Genomic DNA, 20816 nt, shown 5'->3' on the forward strand with positions numbered 1-20816 from the left:
TTTATTTGCTATTAGAGGGTTTCTTCATTATTATATGAATTCCTTTTTATGGATTTCTTCTTTTCTTTTTTACCTAAAAAGTTTGTTCCTAATATACCGAGTACAATCATGACTGCTCCAATCATATGATAGTATACAATTTGTTCATTTAAGAACAGAACACCTGCGATAATTGTAAGTAACGTTGAAAGATTGCTGAACACGCTCATTTTAGATGCTTCTATATATGTTAATGCATAGTTGGATAAAAACGCTGTAAGAAGGGAAGAAAGCACCCCTAAATATAGAATTGATATGAGAAATGCCCCGTTTGTAAATGGTTGAAAATATAGGTTTATTGTTCCTGTACGTATGTGATTGAAAATTGCAATCATATTAAAACAAAGGAAACCAATTGCTGTCATCATATACGTTAAGTCAATGAGTCTGAATGTCTTTGTCATTTTCCGGGCTAATATGTTATATCCAGCCGATGCCAATGCTGATAAAAGAATGAAAATAATCCCTGTGAAGCTAGTAGCTTGCGTTCCAAGACCTTTCATTACAAAAATATAAATGACACCTGTAACAGATAGGAGTACAGATAGTTTTTGCCACATATTTGTATGTTCTTTTAAAAAATAAGAGGCCAAGACCATTGTAAAGATCGGAATGGATGCTTGAATAATGCCTGCTTCAGATGATGATGTATATACTAATCCAAATGCTTGAAAAGCAAAGAACAATGCTGGATAAAATAAAGCTAATGGCAAAATAGATAACATGTTTTTGAAGGAAATATTCAATTTAATAAAACCGAAAATGACAGGTATCATCGCTACTAAAAATGCTACTGTGAATCGATGAGCAAGTATATCAAGTGGCCCTGTAACTGCTAATGTTAATTTCACAAACATAAATGAAAATCCGATAATAAAGGCGTATAGCAAAGCTGCAATATACGCTTTTTTTGTATTCTCCATATTTCCACCTCATATTGTCATTTTGTTACTGGCCAGTATATGTACATGGTAATGTTTTGCAGCCTTTGCTACAATGTAAAGAAACATAAACTGTACCGGTACAAAATGTACACATAGGGGTGAAATGATGTATAAGTATTTAGCTGTGCTTAATCATTTAGAAGATATGATTCAACAAGGCGAAATAAAAGAAGGGAATAAGTTACCGTCTATTCGTTATCTCGTTAATCAGTATCAATGTAATAAAGCAACGATTATACGTGCACTACATGAGTTAGAAAGACGACACATCATCTATTCCGTACCAAGAAGTGGATATTATGTTGTGAAAAAAATGAGTGATGATGGAGAGAATGATGCAACAAGTATTAATTTTGCATCATCTGCGCCTGATCCAGATGTCTTTCCATATTTAGATTTTCAGCATTGTATTAACAAAGCAATTGATACATATAAGAACGATCTATTTATTTATGGTACGCCAAAAGGATTACCATCATTAATTTCAGTCGTGCAAAAACAACTCGCAAACTATCAAGTATTTGCAAATGAAGAGAATATTTTTATTACATCTGGTGTTCAGCAAGCTTTAGCTGTATTAACGTCTATACCATTTCCAAATAGAAAGGAAACCGTGTTAATTGAACAACCGAGCTATCATTTGTTTATTGAATATCTAGAAACACACAATATTCCTGTGATTGGAATAAAACGAACTTCTGAAGGAATTGACTTAGCTGAGCTAGAAAAAATCTTTCAAACAGAAGAGATTAAGTTCTTTTATACCATTCCAAGATTCCATCATCCGTTAGGAACTTCATATTCTAGAAAAGAAAAAGAAGCAATCGTTTCTCTAGCTCAAAAATATAATGTTTTTATTGTAGAAGATGATTATTTAGCAGATTTAGAACGAGACAAAAAAGCAGATCCACTGTATAGTTACGATGATTCTGCGTATGTAATTTATGTGAAAAGCTATTCCAAGATTATTTTCCCAGGATTACGTGTTGGAGTTGCGATCATTCCTTCATGTTTAGCAGAAGCATTTCACAAATATAAGAAATTACTAGATATCGATAGTTCCATGATTTCACAAGCGGCATTAGAGGTCTATATAAAAAGCGGCATGTTTGAAAGGCATAAACAAAAAATACAGTCTTCCTATTTTGCAAGATCAAAAACGTTATCAGCTACCCTACAATATGCTTACACAGAGAACCAACAACTATTTACATATACTCCAGTGAAACAATCAAGTATTCATACTTGTCTTTCGTTACATAAAAGCATTCCCCTTGAGCCTTTGATTCGTACTTTAAAACAAAAACAGATTTTTATTGAGTCGATTAATAGAAACTACTTATCAGCTTTTCCAAAAGAAAAACTGATAAAATTAAATGTTTCGAATGTAAAAGAAGAGAAAATTGAAGTTGGTATTTGTAGAATCATAGAAGAAATGAAGAACATAAATAATGCGCCATTTCAGTTTAAGCAGGACTGACATCCATGAACTAGAAGTATTAATAAGTTATGGATGAGGTGATTGATATAGATATTAGAGAATGCAGCAATTATTTTGGAAACGCTTAGGGAATCTTAAATAAATGATTCTTATGTTTATAAGGTTCGGATAACGTATTACATTGATACAAAACAAACAGCTTTTGAGGAATAAAGGTAAAATAAAGTGCGTGAAATATAGATGTCTAGTGGTAATCTATATGTATTTAGGAGGGGAAGATATGGTGGAAGCCAATGTAGTGATAAGGCAAGCTACGGAACAAGATTGGCAAACGTTATGGTATTTGCTTCAAACAAGAAGCGGTACGGATGGTAAAGAAAGAGCTCAGCAAAGATTTTTATCAATAATTAAAAATCCAGATCATTTTTTACCAGTGGCTTTCGTAAATGATAAGGTTGCTGGATACGGTTGGATTCAAAATTATGGACCACATTTAAGAAGTGGCAAGTCTATACATCGATTTCATGATTTGTTTGTATTAAAAGATTTTAGAAACAAAGGAATTGCAGCGGCGCTGTTCCAACAGATAAAATTATGGTCTGAGCAAACGGGAGCTGCTTGGTTACAATGGAATGCCAATCCTACATCAGCGAGTTTTTATGAAAAACTTGGGTATCATTCAATTCCAGAAGAAGAGAAAGGCTTTCCGTTTTTTGAAATTGAATTTAACTAAAGTGAAATAAAGTAGATCCATATGAAACCATTACAAGGGAAAATTGCGCTAGTAGCTGAGATTTGAGGTCATCACAAATTTCAGCACGGTTACTCACACATACTTTTTGGAAAACAGTGGGCCTCTTATTGAAGAAATATCTCAGTCTCTAGAAGTATATGTGAATATTTGGTATGTACAATAATAGAGGAGATCAGGTAATAAGAAAGAAGGAAATATTAATAGGATTTTCTAAATAAATGAGTAGTGGTATTCCATTCGAAAAAGTAGATGTAACAGAATTTAGAAAAGTTTTATAAAGGGAGGATGAGATTGAGGAATAGAATAATAATAGTTTTTATCTTATGTATTTTAATAAGTATTAGAATCTTCGCGATTGTTATAAATAATAAAATGATTAACGATAAAAAAACAATACGAATACAACAATGTGTATCGAGATTGGTAAGCACATAAAATCAGTTGTGTTAGATCAAGACAACTAACCTTTACTAAGTATTAAAGTTTACGAAGATGCTATTAGTGAAAAAGAACTGGCTGTTACAAATTCGCAAGGGGAGCTTACATTTGGTACTGATGTTTGGTTTGTGGTGAAATTACTTTAATATTTGTCGGCCCAGATGGAGAAACATTCACAAAAAAATACGCCAGAAAGAATATACCTAAAATTATCAAATCGGATTAGAGATTAGAAGATAGAGTATAACTCTTATATATCTTATTTTCATTTATTACATGATATTATTATTTAATTATTACATATTAAAAATGGAATTTTAGAGAGAAATAATTGATTTTAATGGATTACCCGTTTATCAAAAAAATTTTAAATAATTGATTCTCACATTATGTTGTTGTTTAAGCTATATTTGAGCTTGAAATATCAGAAATATATATGAGGAATAAATGTTTAAAATAGGAATTTTTCATGACGAAGACTTTAAAGAAAACGATGTTGATGTAGAGATAAAGACAAATGGATGTGATAGGTGAATATAAAAGTACAAAAAAGGTCACGTTTAAAAATGTGAATTTAGCTTTAATCGCTTCTATTACAGTAAACGGAAGTTATAAATAAATGTTGAGGCTACTGTGAGATGGATTGAATCTTGAGAGCTATAAATCAGTATTTATCATGTGAGTCTAGCAACAGAAGAATATTCTAATAAGTTGATTGCAGAATAAAGAATAAGATAAGTGATATATAAGAAGAAAAAACACTCTTTAAGTGCTTTTTTCTTTTTACAACCATTTTAATAATATCGCTTTAAATCAATTGTAGCATATAATGTATTGAGAAATATACTAGGCTCATATGAGGGAATGATTGTTGTACTGGTATTTTTCTATTACAACAAGCCAATCAAGTATAAAAAGCTACCCTCTGTCTCTCAAAGCTTACGTATAGGACTAAATAATGCAATGAGGACCTCGATAATCTTTGTAAAGGATGCCAAGGCAAATACTGCGACTGGGTTATAGGAAGAAATCATCCCGCCAACTAAAGCTCCTAATGGCATAGCTAAACGAGTAAGTACGCGTGAAAATCCTAGAACTCTTCCTTGCATATTAGTAGGTACTGTTTTTTGCCGAACTGATGCGACGATCGTGTTCCAGGCTATATTACACGTCATAGCGATACCAAAAGCAATACCGGGTGCGAGCCAATATTCGCTCCATAGCGCATACGTTAACCCAATTGCGCCTATACCTAGTAAGACAGGAATAAGAACCCCTCGCCGAAAATGTTGTTCGAGTGGCACGACAATGATGCTCCCTACAAGGCCACCTATTCCAATCAACGTATAATTGAAACCGCTTTGCTCAGATGTTAAATGTAATGTAAAAAGTAAGTAATACATAAATACTCCTAGAACAGCACTAGCACCAAAGTTACCTACCATAGCTTGCAGAGATAAAGCAAGGTTAAGTCGATCATTCGTTAACCATTTAAATCCATCTATCAAATCAGTTTTTATATTTTGCAATACATTACCAGTTCTAACCATAGGTTCGTTTTTTTCCAATTTAGGTAATAGTAATACAGTGATTAAAGTAGCAACAAAAGAAATCACATTGAGCCAGAGGGCATGAAATCCTCCTATTAAAGCAATCATAATACCAGCTAATGCAGGTCCAGCTAAACTAGCGATTTGATTAACCATTTGGTATGCAGAATTCGCTCTTGTTAACGATTGACCTGCAATATGTGGAATCGCTGTAATCATTGCTACGTCAAATAACATGGATAGTACCGCTAAGGCAAAAGAAATCACATAAAGATGCCAGATTTGAAGTAGGTTAAAAATGTGGAGAATAGGAACAAGTCCGACCAAAACGATACATCCTACATCAGAAATCCACATCAATTTTCTTCGATTCCATCGATCTACTATTACTCCGACGAGTGGACCAAATAAAACAATTGGTAATACACTAGTAGCAAAAAGTGAACTCATAATTACCGCGGACCCTGTTAGTTCATAAGCAATCCACGGAAGGGCGAAGGTATAAAGAGAGTCGCCGATTCTAGAAATAAGTAAACCGAAAATAAAAATCATGTAGGAACGGGGCAATCTTGTAATTGCTGAAAGCCTGTTTTCATTCGTTCGCTTTGCCTTCAGCATAGAAGTAAGCTTTGCTTCTTTATTAATTTTCACAATTCTATTTTACCTCCTCTTAATAGAGTCATGTTATAAATGTTCTTTATACCGTTTAATAAATATTTGATAATGTTAGAATTCTTTACAGTTTTATAAATTCCTACTGTAGCTGCATTTATTAATCTTATTTTTATATGGAGAGGGAGAAATGATAGCAGTCTTTTTAGGTCGTGATGGCACAAGTAATTGATGGTACAGGAACATATACATGCCCCTAAATATAATTCTAGTTTGTTAGACAATAGTCTACTAAAAACTGTTTTATGCTAACTTGATGTAAAATGGTCATAAATGTTGAAGGTAATAGTGTTGTATATTAGGATAATCTAGAAAACTTTAAGATTATCATAATTTTTTTATGTTAACTTCTAAGTATATACAGTATTAAGACTCTATTTTTGAAAAGTTGATTCAAAAATAGAGTCTTTTATTTAGCAAAGATTAAGCATTAAAACACAATTTATTCTTATTTACTTATATTTTTTCTAGCAACTCTAATTCCTCTTCTATAAAACACATTCATTCTATTATTTTTTTACCAAAAAAACCAAATTAAATTCCAGTGGCTTCATATACTTTCTTTCTATAAAAAAAAATTTTTAAAAACTAAACGTATTAAATGTGAAAGGAGATAAAATCGAGGTAGGGATTCATAAAGTAATTGAAGAAATGAAGCAAGTGAATCACGTAGATTTTCATTTTAAGGAGGATTAGGCTTATTATGAAGAAAAGAATAATAGCTTTGTTTATATGTATTGTCATAGGTATCGGAGGAATAGCGATTGTTATATTTAATAAAGAAGATTCAAAGTGTAGAGCTGTTGCTATTGAAATAAAATCAGTTGTTGTAGATCATAATAATGTACCTTTATCAGATGTTAAAATTTATGAAGATACGTTTGAAGATAAGGAACGTGCCATTACAAATTCACAAGGTGAGTTCAAATTTTACTCTGGTGTTTGTGGCAAAATCAAGTTACAATTTGTTACTCCAAGTGGAGAGAAATATACAAAAAAATATGTTAGAGAAGATGTACCTAAATTGATTAAGTTAAAAAATAAAAATGAAGGAGAATGATATGAAACCATTACAAGGAAAAATTGCGCTAGTAGCCGGTGCAACGCGCGGTGCTGGCCGAGGTATCGCAATGATGCTTGGTGAAGCAGGCGCTACTGTATATGTAACAGGAAGAAGTACAAAAGGAAACTTATCATCGATGGGAAGAACAGAAACGATTGAAGAAACAGCCGAACTTGTAACAAAACAAGGCGGAGAAGGAATTGCTGTCCGTGTTGATCATACGGTTGAAGAAGATATAAAAGCGTTGTTTGAAAAAATTAAAAAAGAACAAAATGGTCAACTTGATATTTTAGTAAACGATGTATGGGGCGGTGATCCGCTTACAGAATGGGGCACACCATTTTGGGAGCATAACTTACATAACGGACTATTAATGCAGCAACGTGCGGTGCAGTCACATATGATGACAAGTTATTACGGTGTACCTCTTATGGTGAAAAACAAGAAGGGTCTTGTGATTGAAATTACAGATGGTGTTGACTACCAATATCGAGGAAACTTATATTATAGTCTAGCTAAAATCTCAACGATTCACTTAGCAGAAGCGATGGGTAAAGATTTGGAAAAACATCATATTACTGCTGTTGCGGTAAGTCCGGGGTTTTTACGCTCTGAGGCAATGTTAGATTTATTTGGTGTGACAGAAGACAATTGGCAAGAAGGCGTAAAGAAAGATCCTCATTTTATCGCATCGGAAACACCTTTCTTTATCGGAAGAGCAATCGCTGCCTTAGCAAGTGATCCAAATGTTCGTAATAAGACTGGAAAATCCCTTAGCTCATGGGAACTAGCGAGAGAATACAGATTTAAAGACATTGACGGAAGACAACCTGACTGGGGTAAGTATTTTGAAGAGAATGTTTTAAATGAAAAGGAATAAATTGTTGCTGTTTTAAAATAAAATTTGATCAAAATAAATACTTTGGTTTACATAAAATATAAGGGCTTATTTCTATAAATAAGCCCTTATATTTTATGAGATTTTGTTACTACTCTGCTGCTTTTACATAGATTTTTATAGAACCACCACTAGTACCATATCCTTCGGTTAAGTGAGTCCATCCATTTTTTTCGTAATAACCATTCAAGTCAGTGCTTAAATAAAGATTTTCATACCCTTTTTTTGAAGTCTCTTCAATGGCGTACTTTATATATGAAGACTAATTTGAATTATTAGCTTGATAGACATGAAGCGGTCGCTCCTATCCTATAAGTTATTCCTTGAGGAAAATTGTACGTTTACACACTATTTAATAGTCAAAATGAACAAGCTATTTTCTATCAAATGAATATACTGTAATATCAAATGAATAGGGAAGTGACTCATACCATGTCTAAAGGTTTTTTTGCTAGATTAACAGGTCGGGAGGAAGTACCTCCTGTAAGAACAGATGCTTTTGGTTTAGCGCAATTTAGGTTTAACAATGATTTTACGAGACTTCGATTTAAATTGGTGGTCAATGATATAGAAAAGTTGACCGTTGCTCATATTCATTTAGGAATGAGGGGCGAAAACGGACCCGTTGTCGTATTTCTTTTTGGACCGGTAACGCGTGGTATCAGTGTCGATAGAGGAGTGGTAACGGGGATCATTACAGAAAGTGATCTTGTCGGTCCTTTACAAGGTATGTCTTTATTAGAACTAGCAAGAGAAATGGAAGCAGGCAATACTTATGTAAACGCTCATACGGAAAACCATCCAAATGGAGAAATTCGAGGTCAAATAAAAGAAATCCATCATTCTTAACAATTTAGACAGTATGCTTCTTTGAAAAGCATACTGTCTTTTTAATTATTTATTTAGAGTATATTACGCCTGAAAATTTCTAAGGACTTGATCTACGTAATCTGATTTCATATTTTCATTTCTGGTAAGTATGATTATAGCAACCTTTAGCCATAATTATGACTAAAGGTTTTTTGTTATTGAAAATGGAACAGACTTTAAACAAATCTCATAAGGGAGAAAAGTTCATGATAGAAAATAAAAACTTAATAATTCTTTTTATTATTTTAGCTTTAGCTTTAATGTTAGTAATTGGAGGCATGGTATATGAATTATGGGGGCCATTTTGAATTGTAGGAGTTACTTATATTTTAACTTGAAGATACATCTCACTCAATGATTTGAGAAATGAATGAATTAACCTTCTCAAATGCACGTTACATGTTTTTCCTTTATTTCTGAAATGATATATATATATCATTTCAGAAATAAAGGAGAGCATCGGTATGAATTATAAGATGTTTAAGGTTATTAACCGTCTCGTTGGTCAATTTGCTTTGTGGAGTATAGCAAGAAAATCCATAAATTGAAAACTCCTTTAAAGGACTGGATTATTAATGAATATTCTTTTTGAAAGCTTAATACTAATCGTTACAGGTATCCTTGTCTTAAAAGTAACGGGGAGTAAATCGATCAGTCAGATGACAAGAGCTGAAATCATTATCGTTGTATCCATTGGACGCATTATTGTAGAACCAGTGCTAAGTAGCAAAGTAGGACCTTCTATTCTCGCTGCGGGTATATTTTCTGGTGTTTTACTTATTATTCATTATTTAGAGATGAAATCACGAAAGGTGGAACAATTCCTAAACGGTAATAGCATCATTATTATTGAAGAGGGAAAAGTTTTAAAGAGTAATTTAAGACGTGCCAAAATGACAGAACAGCAATTGTTTATGTGTTTAAGGGAACAAGGAATTCATGATATTAAAACATTACAACAAGCAACAGCAGAGCCAAACGGTCGCGTTGGGTATCAACTAACAGCTCAAGCACAGCCAATTACTCGTGAAGTGTTAGAAAAAATACTGCGTCAATACACTTTTAAAGAATAGTTAATATGTAACTATATTAGATCCTTTTCAAAGCTGGTTTTGAAAATTGAATATTACATCACGGAGCTTTTGTAATCCAATCGCTAAATCTTGTTCACTTAACATAGAATAGCTAATACGCAAATAATTATGTTTCGATTCATGAACAAAACAAGCTGTGCCAGGTAAAAAGGAAACATCTGCTTCTTTTGCTTTTTCAAGTAGTGCAAGAGAGTCTATTGTATCTGGGAGGGAAATCCATAAATTAAAACCTCCTTGTGGGATTTGGAAATGAACGATACTCCCTAAAGAAGATACAAGATCTACAGCGGTATCTCTTCGGATTTGTAAAGCAGTCCTTAATTTTTCTAAATGATTTTTCATTCTTTCAGTCCGTAAAAAAGGTAGAATGGCTTTTTGTGTTAACAGTGGACTACCTATATCCATTAAAGCTTTCACAGCATACAACCAATCAAAAACAGGCCCTTCTGCCAGCAATGCTGCGACGCGAATACCAGGTGCCAGTGTTTTGCTAAAGCCTTTTAAATAAATAACATGACCATTATTGTCAAAATGTTTAAGAGGAGCTGGAAGAGAGACTTCATCAAAATAAATCTCACCAAATGAATCATCTTCAATAATGAAAAAATGATAAAGTTCTGCTAATTCTATAAGCTCGATTCGTCTTTGTTTACTCATTACGATTCCGGTAGGGTTATGAAAAGCGGGATTCACGTATAATAAAACTGGTTTCTTTTTTTGACAAACCTCATCTAATAAATCAGAGCGAATACCTTGTTCATCAAGCTCAACGGGAATTACATGAATTCCTTTATTAACAAATACATCAATGGCAGCACCGTAGCATGGGCTTTCCACGATAACCGTATCCCCAGGCTTTAATAATGTTTGAGCAATTAAGTCAATTCCTTGTTGTGCACCACTTGTAATTAATAAATGAGCAGGATCTACCGTTAACCCTTGATAGTCTTTTAAGTATTTAGTAATTTCTACGCGAAGCTCTTCATCACCTTGTACAGGGCCGTAAGTGGCCAATATCATTTGATCTTTGTCTAATAGTTTTTGTATTGCTCCTGATAGAAATGGATTCGGTAAAAGACGAGGGTAGAGAATTGCCTGAGAAAAATCATAATACTCTTTTTGACGATTACTTACATATTGAGACCTTACAACATTAACAGCTTTCATGTGCTGCCAATCATATGGTTCCTGTACTTGCAGGGCGCCATCTCTTTTTCTTCTTATGTAAACTCCTTTTCCTGGTTGTATATGTACATAACCTTTTGTTTCGAGCCATTTATATGCTTTGCGAACCGTTAATACACTTACTTTTAAATCATCTGCCATCGTACGTAGAGAAGGGAGGAGCTCACCATCTGTTAACATTCCACCTTGGATACGCTGGACAATTTGCACATAGATTTGTTGATAGAATGGTATATTAGATTCTTTGCGCAGCACAACCTTCATAATTTCACCTGCGTTTCTTTTTATCTTCATTAAAACGGAAAAAACGCCTGAAATCAACTGAAAATTCATACAACTGTTATATGCCGTGATGTACTGTTATACATCATTTCCTCTATACTCATTTCAAGAGTAAAAAGGAGGAAATTAGATGGTTATTTTCAATTATATTCTCATTTGTATTATTTTCGGAACGACATTTTTAACGATTAAGATTGGAATCGAGGCCGGCGCGCCGCCCCTTTTTTCAGCTGGTATCCGTTTCTTTATAGCAGGTGTGATTGTCATAACATTTTTTATTGTGAAACGTAAACATGTCATGACATACCTTTTATCTAAACGAATTATGTATGCTGGTTTTTGTCTTACCTTTATGACCTTTTCGACTTTATATTGGGCAGAGCAGCATATTTCTTCCGGCTTGGCAGCTGTTCTTTCTGCTATAGGCCCAATGATGATTTTACTGCTTCAAGTAAAACGAAATAAAGCAAAGTTGAGAAAGGAACAACTTTTTGCTTTAATAATTGCTCTTGTGGGAGTGGTTTGTATTTCCTTACCAGGATTTCAACAACAAGTTTCTTATGTATGGAGTATCGCCTGTCTTGCTATATTAGTAGGAGCGTTTTTCTACGGAATGGGTGCAATCCATTCGAAGGAGATTTTATCGGATTTACCGAAAGTATCGCCGTTTTTAGTGAATGGAATTCAAATGTTTTATGGGGGATTATTATTGATTGTTTGTTCTATCTTTATAGAAGCTCCAAATCTGTCTGTATTAACATCATGGAGCGTTCAATGGCCTATTCTCTATTTGATCTTTATCGGTTCTATCGGTGGACACGGATTGTATTACTGGCTTTTATCAAAAACGAATCCAGTGTTTCCTTCTACGTGGCTGTATGTTTCACCTTTAATCGCTGTACTGACAGGCTATTTATTGTTAGGAGAACCAATCAAGCCAGTAATGGGAGTGGGAGCTTGTTTCATCTTAATAGGTGTATTTATGGCGAATCGATCGACACTTGAACTATATTGGAAACAAGGGAAGTTATTAAAAAAAGAGATGTAATCTCCTTACAAAGGTAATGTTACACTTTTACTTTACTCTACGTTAAGCTTAAGACCTTTTTATTTTCTATAGGATAAATAAAAAAACTTCTCGTATATAGTCGCAGAATTAAAACTGCAAAATAGTACGAGAAGTTTTTGTGTGTGTTTATGTATTGATAATTAATTTACTTTTTTTATAAATCCTTTGTAATGACGTTTTACGAGCTGGCTTTCTAACGTTTTCATTGTTTCTAACGCAACACCCACGATGATTAGTAAACTTGTGCCACCAATTTGTGCAGAAGGGGGAAGGTTACCGAACTTTGTAAATACGATTGGCAGAACAGAAATAGCTCCTAAGAAAATTGCACCGATAAAAGTTAAACGATACAAGATTTTTGTTACATATTTCTCAGTCATTTTCCCTGGTCGAATACCTGGAACATATCCATTTTGCTTTTTTAAGTTTTCTGCCATTTGTTCAGGGTTTACTTGAACAAATGCATAAAAGTATGTAAATGCAATAATGAGTCCAACGTATAGAACCATACCAATTGGATGTGTAAAGTCAAGATTTGTACTTAGCCATTTGGATACTTCAGAATTAGGGAATAGTTGCGCAATTGTCCGCGGTGTCATTAGAAATGCAGAAGCAAAAATAACTGGAATTACACCTGCGCTATTTACCTTAAGAGGTAAGTGCGTATTTTTTGCTCCTTGATATTGATTATTTCCCGAAACAGCTTTTGCATATTGAATTGGTATTTTACGAATAGCTTGTTGAATGTAAATCACACCAACAATAATTGCTAAAATAACTAACCCAATCAATACTATCTTTACGATATGCATAAACAGTTGATCGCCAACATCTTGAAATTGCTGTAAATACACTTGGTTTACCACATTTGGAATCGCTGCAACAAGACCCGCAAAGATAAGCATAGAAATACCGTTACCTACTCCGTTTGCGGTAATTTGCTCACCTAACCACATTAAAAATGCAGAACCAGCAGTTAATACCGTAGCAATAAATAAATAGGTAGTCCAGCCCGGATTTGAAATGAGTTGTCCACCTGCTATATTGTTAAAGCCAAAAGACATTCCTAAGGCTTGAATGAATGCAAGAATGATTGTAAAATAGCGGGTGAATTGAGCTGATTTTTTGCGGCCCATTTCACCTTGCTTTGCCCACTCTGTAAATTTAGGAACAACATCCATCTGTAATAACTGTACGATGATGGAAGCTGTAATATAAGGTGTGATACCTACAGCAAAGATTGAAAAGTTTTGCAGGGCACCTCCGCCAAAAATATTAAGCATGCCTAGCACATTGGCTTGATCTTGTACTTTTAATACCTCTGCATTAGTATGAGGTACCGGAATAAACGTGCCAATCCGAAATACGATTAACATTGCTAAAGTATAAAGGATTTTACTTCTAATCTCAGCTACTCTCATAAAGTTTGAAATTGTACGAAACATCATGTCGCCTCCTGTATTTTTGTCAGTTGTCTAAATGAAAGAAAACTGATCATTATATCCCGATGAATAAACCGCAAGCCTCCTTCCGTGTAGAATTCATTTAACAAATGGATTTTTAAAAATTTTGCAGTTTTGTCATGGATATAAAAAATACAAATATAAGCGATAGATTGATTTTCGTAATCATTCAATAACCATAATATAACTAATAAATAAAAATTTGTATACAGAAAAGGCAGAAAAGAGTAAAAGTAACAGCTGTTTCATAATTTTCTTTCTAGATAAATAGTTGGATTTGCAAATTATTAACATGGAGCAAAATCATTCCCCTTTGCAGTTATATAACCTTATAGTAATATTATGCTATGAAAACTCTAATTCAAAAAAGAAGGAGCCTGCTATGACAATTATCGATAAATTAAATCTTAATAAATATACAAATATGGCAATAGTTAACCAACCAAACGACTATAATGTCTTTACTGAACAAACGACTACCCTTTCCAAAGATCATGATGCTATTTTTATTTTTGTAGAAACAATTGATGAGATGGTTACGCATACACAACTTATCCTTAATAATGAACAACTATTACTTGAGAAGGGTTATGTATTTCTCGCTTACCCGAAAAAAGGTAACACTCGTTATGAAACTTTTGTTCACAGAGATGAAATATTTCCAGCATTTCCAGCAATGAAAGTTAGAGAGGATGGATATGTAGGTAATAGCGATATCAAGTTCGCGCGTATGGTGAGTATGGACGATGTCTTCACTGTTGTAGGTTTAAAACGTGAAAAAAAGAAAGTTAAGAAAACATCTCCTGTTAGCCAATGTGTTGCGGATTACGAGAATAATGTTAAGGATGTTGAAGCATTATTAGTCGATCATCCCAATGAACTTAAGTTTTATCAAAGCTTAACACCGGGATATCAAAAAGATTGGGCGCGTCACATATTCTCAGCAAAGCAGCAACGGACACGCGAAAATCGTCAACAACAAATGATTGAAATCCTTTCACAAGAGTACAAATCAATCGATTTATTCCGTCGGAAGAAGAAATAAAGCAGTGTCAGCGTGCCAGACGTAGAACTGGAGCATGACAAAATGACTTGAACTTTTTAAAAGATTGTGGTTTCGATTTCCTATTAATATTAGGTACTATCTATAATGAATTTGAACCAGTTTAGAGCATATAAGAAATAAAAGAATTAAAATGAAAAAGGTGTATTTTAATGAAATCGTATATTATAGTTGGAGCTGGAATTCTAGGAGCATCTACTGCTTATCACCTTGCAAAGGCAGGGGTTAATGTTACATTAGTTGACCGTCAAGATTTAGGGCAGGCAACGGATGCGGCAGCTGGAATTGTGTGTCCTTGGCTTTCACAGCGTCGTAATCAAGCTTGGTACAAAATCGCAAAAGGTGGAGCTCGTTACTACGCTTCTTTAATTCAACAATTAGAAGAGGATGGCGAGACGGATACAGGTTATAACCGAGTAGGTGCTATTAGTTTACATACAGAGGATAAAAAGTTAGATCAAATGGAGGAACGAGCGTATAAACGACGCGAGGATGCTCCGGAAATAGGTGAAATTACTCGCTTATCACCGATTGAAACGAAACGTTTATTTCCGCCTTTATCAGAAGAATATGGCGCTGTACATATAAGCGGTGCTGCTCGAGTAAACGGACGGGCTCTTCGTCAATCCCTTGTAAATGCTGCTAAAAAGCATGGTGCTACCTTTATAAAGGGAGACGCAGTTTTAATTCATGAAAACAAGCATGTTACAGGTGTTAAAGTAAACGGTAAAGCGTTAACGGCAGATCAAGTTATTGTAACTGCTGGTGCATGGGCAAACGAGTTACTAAAGCCGCTTGGTATTAACTTTCTAGTGACTTTCCAAAAAGCACAAATTGTTCATTTACATATGCCAAATACGGATACCAAAAGTTGGCCAGTAGTTATGCCACCAAATGATCAGTACATCCTAACTTTCGAAGATGGCCGAGTAGTTGTAGGTGCAACGCACGAAAATGATACGGGTCTTGATTACCGAGTTACAGCAGGTGGTTTACATGAAGTGTTTGATAAAGCACTGTCAGTTGCTCCAGGTCTGGCAAATAGCACGATGCTTGAAACAAGAGTAGGATTTAGACCGTTCACACCAGGTTTTCTTCCTGTAATTGGTTCATTACCTAACTTTGAAGGCATACTAATTGCCAATGGACTTGGTGCTTCTGGTTTAACAGCAGGACCATACCTAGGTTCCGAACTTGCAAAGCTTGCTCTTGGTCAACCGACAGAACTTGACCTTAGTCATTATGATGTAGCTGGAGCGATTGAATAATTATATAATGAATAAATTCATATATTATAAAACGATTATGGCTTTTGTTACATACTTGTGATATTATTTACATTTATACCAAAAGAGGACGTGACTTATTGTGATTAAAATTGAAATACCTGAAGTAGATATTACTATTACAGAGCGCAAACAAGTAATAAAAGGAGACGAGCCAAGAATTACTCCTATTCATGGGTTCATCGATTTCCACCTGATTCCAAGAGATAAAGGCGGCATTTTTATGTTTTATAACATAAATGACGAGCTTCTCTTTGTTGGGAAAGCAAGAAAACTAAGACAAAGAATTAAAAAGCATTTTGAAGACAATGTTTCACCAATTAAAGCCCACAGAGATGAAGTATATCGAATTGATGTATGTGTAGTAGAAGACCAATTGGAAAGAGAAATTTACGAAACATATATTATTAACGAGCTTCAGTCAAAATGCAATGTGGATAAAGTGTTTTTTAAATAAAAAGCATTGTAGTTTGTCTATTATAAAATCCCCCCAGTATTGTTCTGGGGGGATTTTATTTGAATACCATTGTTGTACACTTTTATTTTTCAATGCTACATCATTTGTTCATTGTTTATTTATAGATCTTCATCGAATCCTCTTTCTTTATGACACGCTTATGTATTCAATATAAGAACCTCCTAAAAATGAACAACTTTACATAACAAGAAAAAACAAACATATACTGGTACAAGCAAACTAGAAAGGAGACAATCATGAACTGGTTAGAAGCCTTTATTTTAGGAATCATTCAAGGGTTAACGGAATTCTTGCCTATTAGCAGTACTGGTCATTTGTATTTAGGGAGACATCTTTTTAGTTTAGATGAAGCAGGTCTTTTTTTAGATACGATGCTTCATATCGGAACGTTACTTGCCGTGTTTATTTACTATAAGAAAGAGTTTATCTATTTAATTAAAAATCCGTTTTCAAAGCTCACATTTTTACTCATTGTTGGAACAATTCCTGCTGTTATTATTGGCCTATTATTTAAAGATTTTTTTGAAGACATTTCAAAGACAGGTGTCACAATTGGTTGGGAGTTTTTAGTGACGGGTTTGTTTCTATATATGGCAGAGAAACAAACAAACGGACGGAAGAAGATGGACGATATTACATATCAAGATGCTTTGATTATTGGTTCGTTTCAAGCATTTGCTATTTTTCCAGCAATCTCTCGTTCGGGCATGACGATTGTCGCTGCACTTTGGAGAAAGCTAGATCGTGAAACAGCAGCATATTTTTCCTTTTTATTATCGACACCTGCTATTGTTGGAGCAATCATTTTGCAGTCTGTTGATGTCTTTCAAGGGAAAGCAGAAGCAATCTCTAGTACGTCTTTAATTATCGGTACATTATCTGCGGCATTCTTTGGTTATATCGCAGTCTCTTGGATGATTCAGTATTTAAAACATCATTCTTTAAAGATATTTGCGTACTACGTATGGGCTCTCGGAATCTTAATTTTAACTTTACAATTTACTGGCGTATTTTAGGAGGAGAGAACGTGAAAAAATCCTGTCTCGCATTTATACAACAGGATTTTTTATTTTATAATTCTATTAACATGTTAGGAAAATGAATGGGATTATATAGAATGAAGAACAAAATAAAAATTTAGATTTTAGTATAGGTATCATGAGATGGGAGGTAGAAAAATATCGGAGAAAGTGATAGTTATTGGCGGAAGCATTGCGGGGAAATTAGCAGCAAAAGCTTTATCTCATTTCTTTCGAGAAGTGATCATTTTAGAAGCTGGTGAAGAGTGGAGTGAAAAAAGTCCTAGAAAAAGAGTGCCACAAAGCTATCACCCCCATGTGTTATTAAAAGGAGGAGCAGAAGCAATTGAGAAATTATTTCCTAATATTACGGCGCAATTAATAGAAGATGGAAGTATTGTAAATAACTTTACTGGTGATTTAAAGTGGCATCACTTTGGCTTATGGAAGCAACCCTTTGCCGGAGAATTGAAAATGGTCCAACAGAGTCGTCCTATGCTGGAGTGGCATTTACAAAGGCGAATCAATCAAGTTTCTAATATTATAACGAAATATGAAACGATAGCGGATCAGTTGCTAATAGATCAGCAGCATAACAAAATCTCCGGAGTAAAAGTACGATGTTTGAGAACAGGAATAGAAGAGGAACTTCATGCAGATGTAGTTGTTGATACAAGTGGATTTGGTTCCAAGAATATAGATTGGTTACAAACGTATGACATAGAGGTGAAGGAAGAAAAAGTATGGATTCAGCTATTTTATGCAACTAGATTATTTTGTCTAAAACAGAAAGAACGTCTTGACTGGTGTAACTTACTTGTTTCCCCTAGTTTTCCTGAAAACCCTTATGGCGCATTCATTCAAACGATTGAAGACAATCGTTATTTTGTGACTTTTAGTGGTTACGCCAATGAACGTGCACCTCAAACTGATGAAGAATTCCTTGCCTTCGCTCATAAGTTACCTATTCCAGATGTACTTCATTTTCTTGAACAAGCAGAACCCATTACAGATATAAAAATACATAAGATTCCTTACCAAGTACGTCGGCGTTTTGATTTAGTAAGAAATATCCCAGAAGGTCTCCTAGTAATTGGAGATGCTCACTGTCGTTTTGATCCTGTATTTGGACAAGGAATTTCTGTCGCAGCGATGGAAGCAGCAGAATTGCAAAAGTGTCTCCAGCAAGGCAGTTCGCTAGAAAAAGGGTTCACTAGGAAATTTTATAAGCGAATTTCTAAGATTATTGCAACGCCGTGGGAAATGGTTACTACAGAATCATTTCGTCATCCTAAGATTAAAGGAGACAAGGCTTTTATGCAGCCATTTCAACAGTGGTATACGAAAAAAATATATCAACTTTCCGCCAATAATTCAGAAATTTACACCCGATTGGTTAGAGTTATGAATCTTATACGTACCCCTTTACACCTTTTTCATCCAAAAGTATTGCTTGCTATATTTACGAGTCGATGGAAATAGCCTTTCTCCAGCAGGAATTCACGACTAAATAGCAAATTTATATAGTTGATTGATTTTGAAAAGGACTGGTTAGCAAATGGAAATATACATAGAAAAGTTAAAGGTACAAGATGCAGAGGAATTGTTTGCTTTTGAATGTAGTAACAGAGTTTTTTTCGAAAAGATGGTGCCTAGTCGTGGAGATGATTACTATACATATGAAACGTTTCAAAAGATACTGTATGAATTATTAAAAGAACAAATTGAAGGTATTTCATATTTTCACCTCATAAGAAATCATGAAGGGACAATCGTCGGGCGAATCAATTTAGTGGACATTGAGAAAGACAAAGAATTAGGATACCTTGGTTATCGAGTAGGAGAAGAGTATGTTGGAAGAGGCATTGCAGCTAAAGGTGTGAAAATCCTCTTAGATGAAGCAGTAAACTATCATGTTACTGAAATTCATGCGAAAACAACAAATAATAATATTGCTTCTCAAAAAGTATTAGAAAAGAACTATTTTTCACGTATCTCAATCGATGAAAAGGCAGCAGAGTTATACGGTCAAAAAATTAATTTCATCCATTATATTTGGAGACATACTAATTAAAACAAAAAAGGGGAGCAATACAATTATGGACTTACGTTATCCGATTGGTCATTTCACTTATGAAGAAAACATTACGCAAGATACAATAGAAAATTGGATAAAAGAAATTGAAAATCTTCCTGCAGAGTTAACAAAAGCGATAAAAGGCTTGCAAGAAGATCAGCTTGATACACCATATCGTACCGGTGGATGGACAGTGCGTCAGGTCGTTCATCATGTTGTCGATAGTCATATGAATAGTTATATTCGTTTTAAATTAGCCCTTACAGAAAACAATCCTACGATTAAACCATACATGGAAGAAAAATGGGCAGAACTTCCTGATTCAAAGCTACCAGTAGATGTATCCCTAGTGTTATTGGAAGCATTACATAAAAGATGGGTAAATTTATTACGTTCTTTAGGACCTGCGGATCTTGATAAAACGTTCAATCATCCGGAAACGGGTAAGAATAAACTTGCTGTTGCAATTGGACTTTATGCATGGCATGGTCGTCATCATACAGCACACATTGTATCTTTACGGAAAAGGTTAGGTTGGTAATCTATAAGACTTCATACAAAAAGACTATCTGTAAACTAGATAGTCTTTTTGTATATTTAAAAGAAAATAATGCATTTTGTTCCAAAATATACGGGGTTAATACTTTTGTTTTTGCATAAACATACATTTCTCGTTATTTTGTTGTGTATGTGACTAATGCTTTTTGGATGCTATAAATACTATCATCCTTTTTGAATTCTTTCGTAATCGGATTGTCCATACTAGAAATCCAAATTTTAAGTTCTGCATCTAAATCGAAATGACCAGCTGTCTCAATGCTATACTGTGTAATGCTTTTATAAGGAATAGAATGATATTCTGTTTTCTTACCAGTCAGCCCTTGCTTATCAACTAAAATGAGACGACGATTTGTAAATACGATTAAATCGCGAATCAACTTATATGCATGTTCAACTCGTTCATCTTCAAGCATAATCTTTTCTAAATCACGTTCCACGCTATCCGTATTCGCATCAGAAGCGTTTCCTAAAATCCCATTAAATAAACCCATATAAAATTCCTCCTTTATTATGAATGGAATGAGTTCCTTACATTGTATCACGTTATGCAGGAAGAGATTCTTACATAAT

19 protein-coding genes are annotated in these 20816 nt (G+C 34.2%); 14 read left to right on the top strand and 5 right to left on the bottom strand.

All coding sequences use genetic code 11. The annotated features are described in order from the left end of the window. Window positions 1-11: 11 nt before the first annotated feature. Window positions 12-962, bottom strand: a complete 951-nt coding sequence (locus tag QRE67_RS12440; RefSeq protein WP_286125113.1) for a DMT family transporter — start codon at window positions 960-962, stop codon at window positions 12-14. A gap of 127 nt (window positions 963-1089) precedes the next feature. Between QRE67_RS12440 and QRE67_RS12445 the strand changes: the two genes are divergently transcribed. Continuing rightward, the gene (locus tag QRE67_RS12445; RefSeq protein WP_286125114.1) at window positions 1090-2463 is read left to right on the top strand and encodes an aminotransferase-like domain-containing protein; all 1374 of its coding nucleotides are present in this window, start codon (window positions 1090-1092) and stop codon (window positions 2461-2463) included. Window positions 2464-2704: 241 nt separating this feature from the next. Beyond that, window positions 2705-3157, top strand: a complete 453-nt coding sequence (locus QRE67_RS12450) for a GNAT family N-acetyltransferase (protein ID WP_286125115.1) — start codon at window positions 2705-2707, stop codon at window positions 3155-3157. A gap of 1391 nt (window positions 3158-4548) precedes the next feature. Here QRE67_RS12450 and QRE67_RS12455 read toward each other — a convergent pair. Further along, window positions 4549-5718, bottom strand: a complete 1170-nt coding sequence (locus QRE67_RS12455; RefSeq protein WP_286125271.1) for an MFS transporter — start codon at window positions 5716-5718, stop codon at window positions 4549-4551. 823 nt (window positions 5719-6541) lie between these two features. On the opposite strand from QRE67_RS12455, the gene QRE67_RS12460 reads away from it, so the two are divergent. The 4 genes from QRE67_RS12460 (at window position 6542) to QRE67_RS12475 (ending at window position 9742) form a co-directional block, all read left to right on the top strand. After that, complete coding sequence (locus QRE67_RS12460) at window positions 6542-6898, top strand: hypothetical protein (RefSeq protein WP_286125116.1); 357 nt, start codon at window positions 6542-6544, stop codon at window positions 6896-6898. 1 nt (window position 6899) lies between these two features. Further along, window positions 6900-7781, top strand: coding sequence for an SDR family oxidoreductase (locus tag QRE67_RS12465; protein WP_286125117.1), 882 nt, complete (start codon window positions 6900-6902; stop codon window positions 7779-7781). Window positions 7782-8231: 450 nt separating this feature from the next. Then, complete coding sequence (locus QRE67_RS12470; protein WP_286125118.1) at window positions 8232-8648, top strand: CHRD domain-containing protein; 417 nt, start codon at window positions 8232-8234, stop codon at window positions 8646-8648. A gap of 596 nt (window positions 8649-9244) precedes the next feature. Then, the gene (locus tag QRE67_RS12475; RefSeq protein WP_286125119.1) at window positions 9245-9742 is read left to right on the top strand and encodes a DUF421 domain-containing protein; all 498 of its coding nucleotides are present in this window, start codon (window positions 9245-9247) and stop codon (window positions 9740-9742) included. Window positions 9743-9769: 27 nt separating this feature from the next. Here QRE67_RS12475 and pdxR read toward each other — a convergent pair whose 3' ends face one another. Further along, window positions 9770-11212: a MocR-like pyridoxine biosynthesis transcription factor PdxR gene (gene pdxR, locus QRE67_RS12480; protein WP_286125120.1), complete on the bottom strand. Its 1443-nt coding sequence runs from the start codon at window positions 11210-11212 to the stop codon at window positions 9770-9772. Between the two features lie 148 nt (window positions 11213-11360). Between pdxR and QRE67_RS12485 the strand changes: the two genes are divergently transcribed. Further along, complete coding sequence (locus QRE67_RS12485) at window positions 11361-12278, top strand: DMT family transporter (protein ID WP_286125121.1); 918 nt, start codon at window positions 11361-11363, stop codon at window positions 12276-12278. Between the two features lie 161 nt (window positions 12279-12439). Here the strand turns inward: QRE67_RS12485 and secY are convergent, their stop codons facing one another. Beyond that, window positions 12440-13744, bottom strand: a complete 1305-nt coding sequence (secY, locus tag QRE67_RS12490) for a preprotein translocase subunit SecY (protein ID WP_286125122.1) — start codon at window positions 13742-13744, stop codon at window positions 12440-12442. A gap of 400 nt (window positions 13745-14144) precedes the next feature. Here secY and QRE67_RS12495 point away from each other — a divergent pair, with 400 nt between their 5' ends. The 7 genes from QRE67_RS12495 to QRE67_RS12525 all read left to right on the top strand — a co-directional run bounded on the left by QRE67_RS12495 (window position 14145) and on the right by QRE67_RS12525 (window position 20226). Continuing rightward, window positions 14145-14807, top strand: a complete 663-nt coding sequence (locus QRE67_RS12495) for a YdeI/OmpD-associated family protein (RefSeq protein ID WP_286125123.1) — start codon at window positions 14145-14147, stop codon at window positions 14805-14807. 170 nt (window positions 14808-14977) lie between these two features. Then, window positions 14978-16093: an NAD(P)/FAD-dependent oxidoreductase gene (locus tag QRE67_RS12500; protein ID WP_286125124.1), complete on the top strand. Its 1116-nt coding sequence runs from the start codon at window positions 14978-14980 to the stop codon at window positions 16091-16093. 100 nt (window positions 16094-16193) lie between these two features. Further along, window positions 16194-16568 carry a nucleotide excision repair endonuclease gene (locus tag QRE67_RS12505; RefSeq protein ID WP_286125125.1) on the top strand — a complete coding sequence of 125 codons (375 nt, stop codon included), beginning with the start codon at window positions 16194-16196 and terminating at the stop codon, window positions 16566-16568. A 257-nt stretch (window positions 16569-16825) separates the two neighbouring features. Continuing rightward, window positions 16826-17605, top strand: a complete 780-nt coding sequence (locus tag QRE67_RS12510; protein ID WP_286125126.1) for an undecaprenyl-diphosphate phosphatase — start codon at window positions 16826-16828, stop codon at window positions 17603-17605. A 162-nt stretch (window positions 17606-17767) separates the two neighbouring features. After that, complete coding sequence (locus QRE67_RS12515; RefSeq protein WP_286125272.1) at window positions 17768-19090, top strand: FAD-dependent oxidoreductase; 1323 nt, start codon at window positions 17768-17770, stop codon at window positions 19088-19090. Between the two features lie 76 nt (window positions 19091-19166). Then, window positions 19167-19682, top strand: coding sequence for a GNAT family N-acetyltransferase (locus tag QRE67_RS12520; protein ID WP_286125127.1), 516 nt, complete (start codon window positions 19167-19169; stop codon window positions 19680-19682). A 22-nt stretch (window positions 19683-19704) separates the two neighbouring features. Beyond that, window positions 19705-20226 (top strand): YfiT family bacillithiol transferase, encoded by a 522-nt coding sequence (locus tag QRE67_RS12525; protein WP_286125273.1) that lies wholly within the window; start codon window positions 19705-19707, stop codon window positions 20224-20226. A 133-nt stretch (window positions 20227-20359) separates the two neighbouring features. On the opposite strand, the gene QRE67_RS12530 is transcribed toward QRE67_RS12525, so the two are convergent. Next, window positions 20360-20737, bottom strand: a complete 378-nt coding sequence (locus QRE67_RS12530; protein WP_286125128.1) for a PH domain-containing protein — start codon at window positions 20735-20737, stop codon at window positions 20360-20362. Window positions 20738-20816: the final 79 nt, after the last annotated feature.

The sequence above is a fragment of the Bacillus sp. DX3.1 genome (assembly GCF_030292155.1).
In the GTDB taxonomy this organism is placed as follows: Bacteria; Bacillota; Bacilli; order Bacillales; family Bacillaceae_G; genus Bacillus_A.

What these genes read in the sequence shown, in the direction of transcription:
- QRE67_RS12440 (WP_286125113.1), bottom strand. Translation starts at nt 962, where the DNA reads ATGGAGAATACAAAAAAAGCGTATATTGCAGCTTTGCTATACGCCTTT.
- QRE67_RS12445 (WP_286125114.1), top strand. Translation starts at nt 1,090, where the DNA reads ATGTATAAGTATTTAGCTGTGCTTAATCATTTAGAAGATATGATTCAA.
- QRE67_RS12450 (WP_286125115.1), top strand. Translation starts at nt 2,705, where the DNA reads ATGGTGGAAGCCAATGTAGTGATAAGGCAAGCTACGGAACAAGATTGG.
- QRE67_RS12455 (WP_286125271.1), bottom strand. Translation starts at nt 5,718, where the DNA reads ATGATTTTTATTTTCGGTTTACTTATTTCTAGAATCGGCGACTCTCTT.
- QRE67_RS12460 (WP_286125116.1), top strand. Translation starts at nt 6,542, where the DNA reads ATGAAGAAAAGAATAATAGCTTTGTTTATATGTATTGTCATAGGTATC.
- QRE67_RS12465 (WP_286125117.1), top strand. Translation starts at nt 6,900, where the DNA reads ATGAAACCATTACAAGGAAAAATTGCGCTAGTAGCCGGTGCAACGCGC.
- QRE67_RS12470 (WP_286125118.1), top strand. Translation starts at nt 8,232, where the DNA reads ATGTCTAAAGGTTTTTTTGCTAGATTAACAGGTCGGGAGGAAGTACCT.
- QRE67_RS12475 (WP_286125119.1), top strand. Translation starts at nt 9,245, where the DNA reads ATGAATATTCTTTTTGAAAGCTTAATACTAATCGTTACAGGTATCCTT.
- pdxR (WP_286125120.1), bottom strand. Translation starts at nt 11,212, where the DNA reads ATGAAGGTTGTGCTGCGCAAAGAATCTAATATACCATTCTATCAACAA.
- QRE67_RS12485 (WP_286125121.1), top strand. Translation starts at nt 11,361, where the DNA reads ATGGTTATTTTCAATTATATTCTCATTTGTATTATTTTCGGAACGACA.
- secY (WP_286125122.1), bottom strand. Translation starts at nt 13,744, where the DNA reads ATGTTTCGTACAATTTCAAACTTTATGAGAGTAGCTGAGATTAGAAGT.
- QRE67_RS12495 (WP_286125123.1), top strand. Translation starts at nt 14,145, where the DNA reads ATGACAATTATCGATAAATTAAATCTTAATAAATATACAAATATGGCA.
- QRE67_RS12500 (WP_286125124.1), top strand. Translation starts at nt 14,978, where the DNA reads ATGAAATCGTATATTATAGTTGGAGCTGGAATTCTAGGAGCATCTACT.
- QRE67_RS12510 (WP_286125126.1), top strand. Translation starts at nt 16,826, where the DNA reads ATGAACTGGTTAGAAGCCTTTATTTTAGGAATCATTCAAGGGTTAACG.
- QRE67_RS12520 (WP_286125127.1), top strand. Translation starts at nt 19,167, where the DNA reads ATGGAAATATACATAGAAAAGTTAAAGGTACAAGATGCAGAGGAATTG.
- QRE67_RS12530 (WP_286125128.1), bottom strand. Translation starts at nt 20,737, where the DNA reads ATGGGTTTATTTAATGGGATTTTAGGAAACGCTTCTGATGCGAATACG.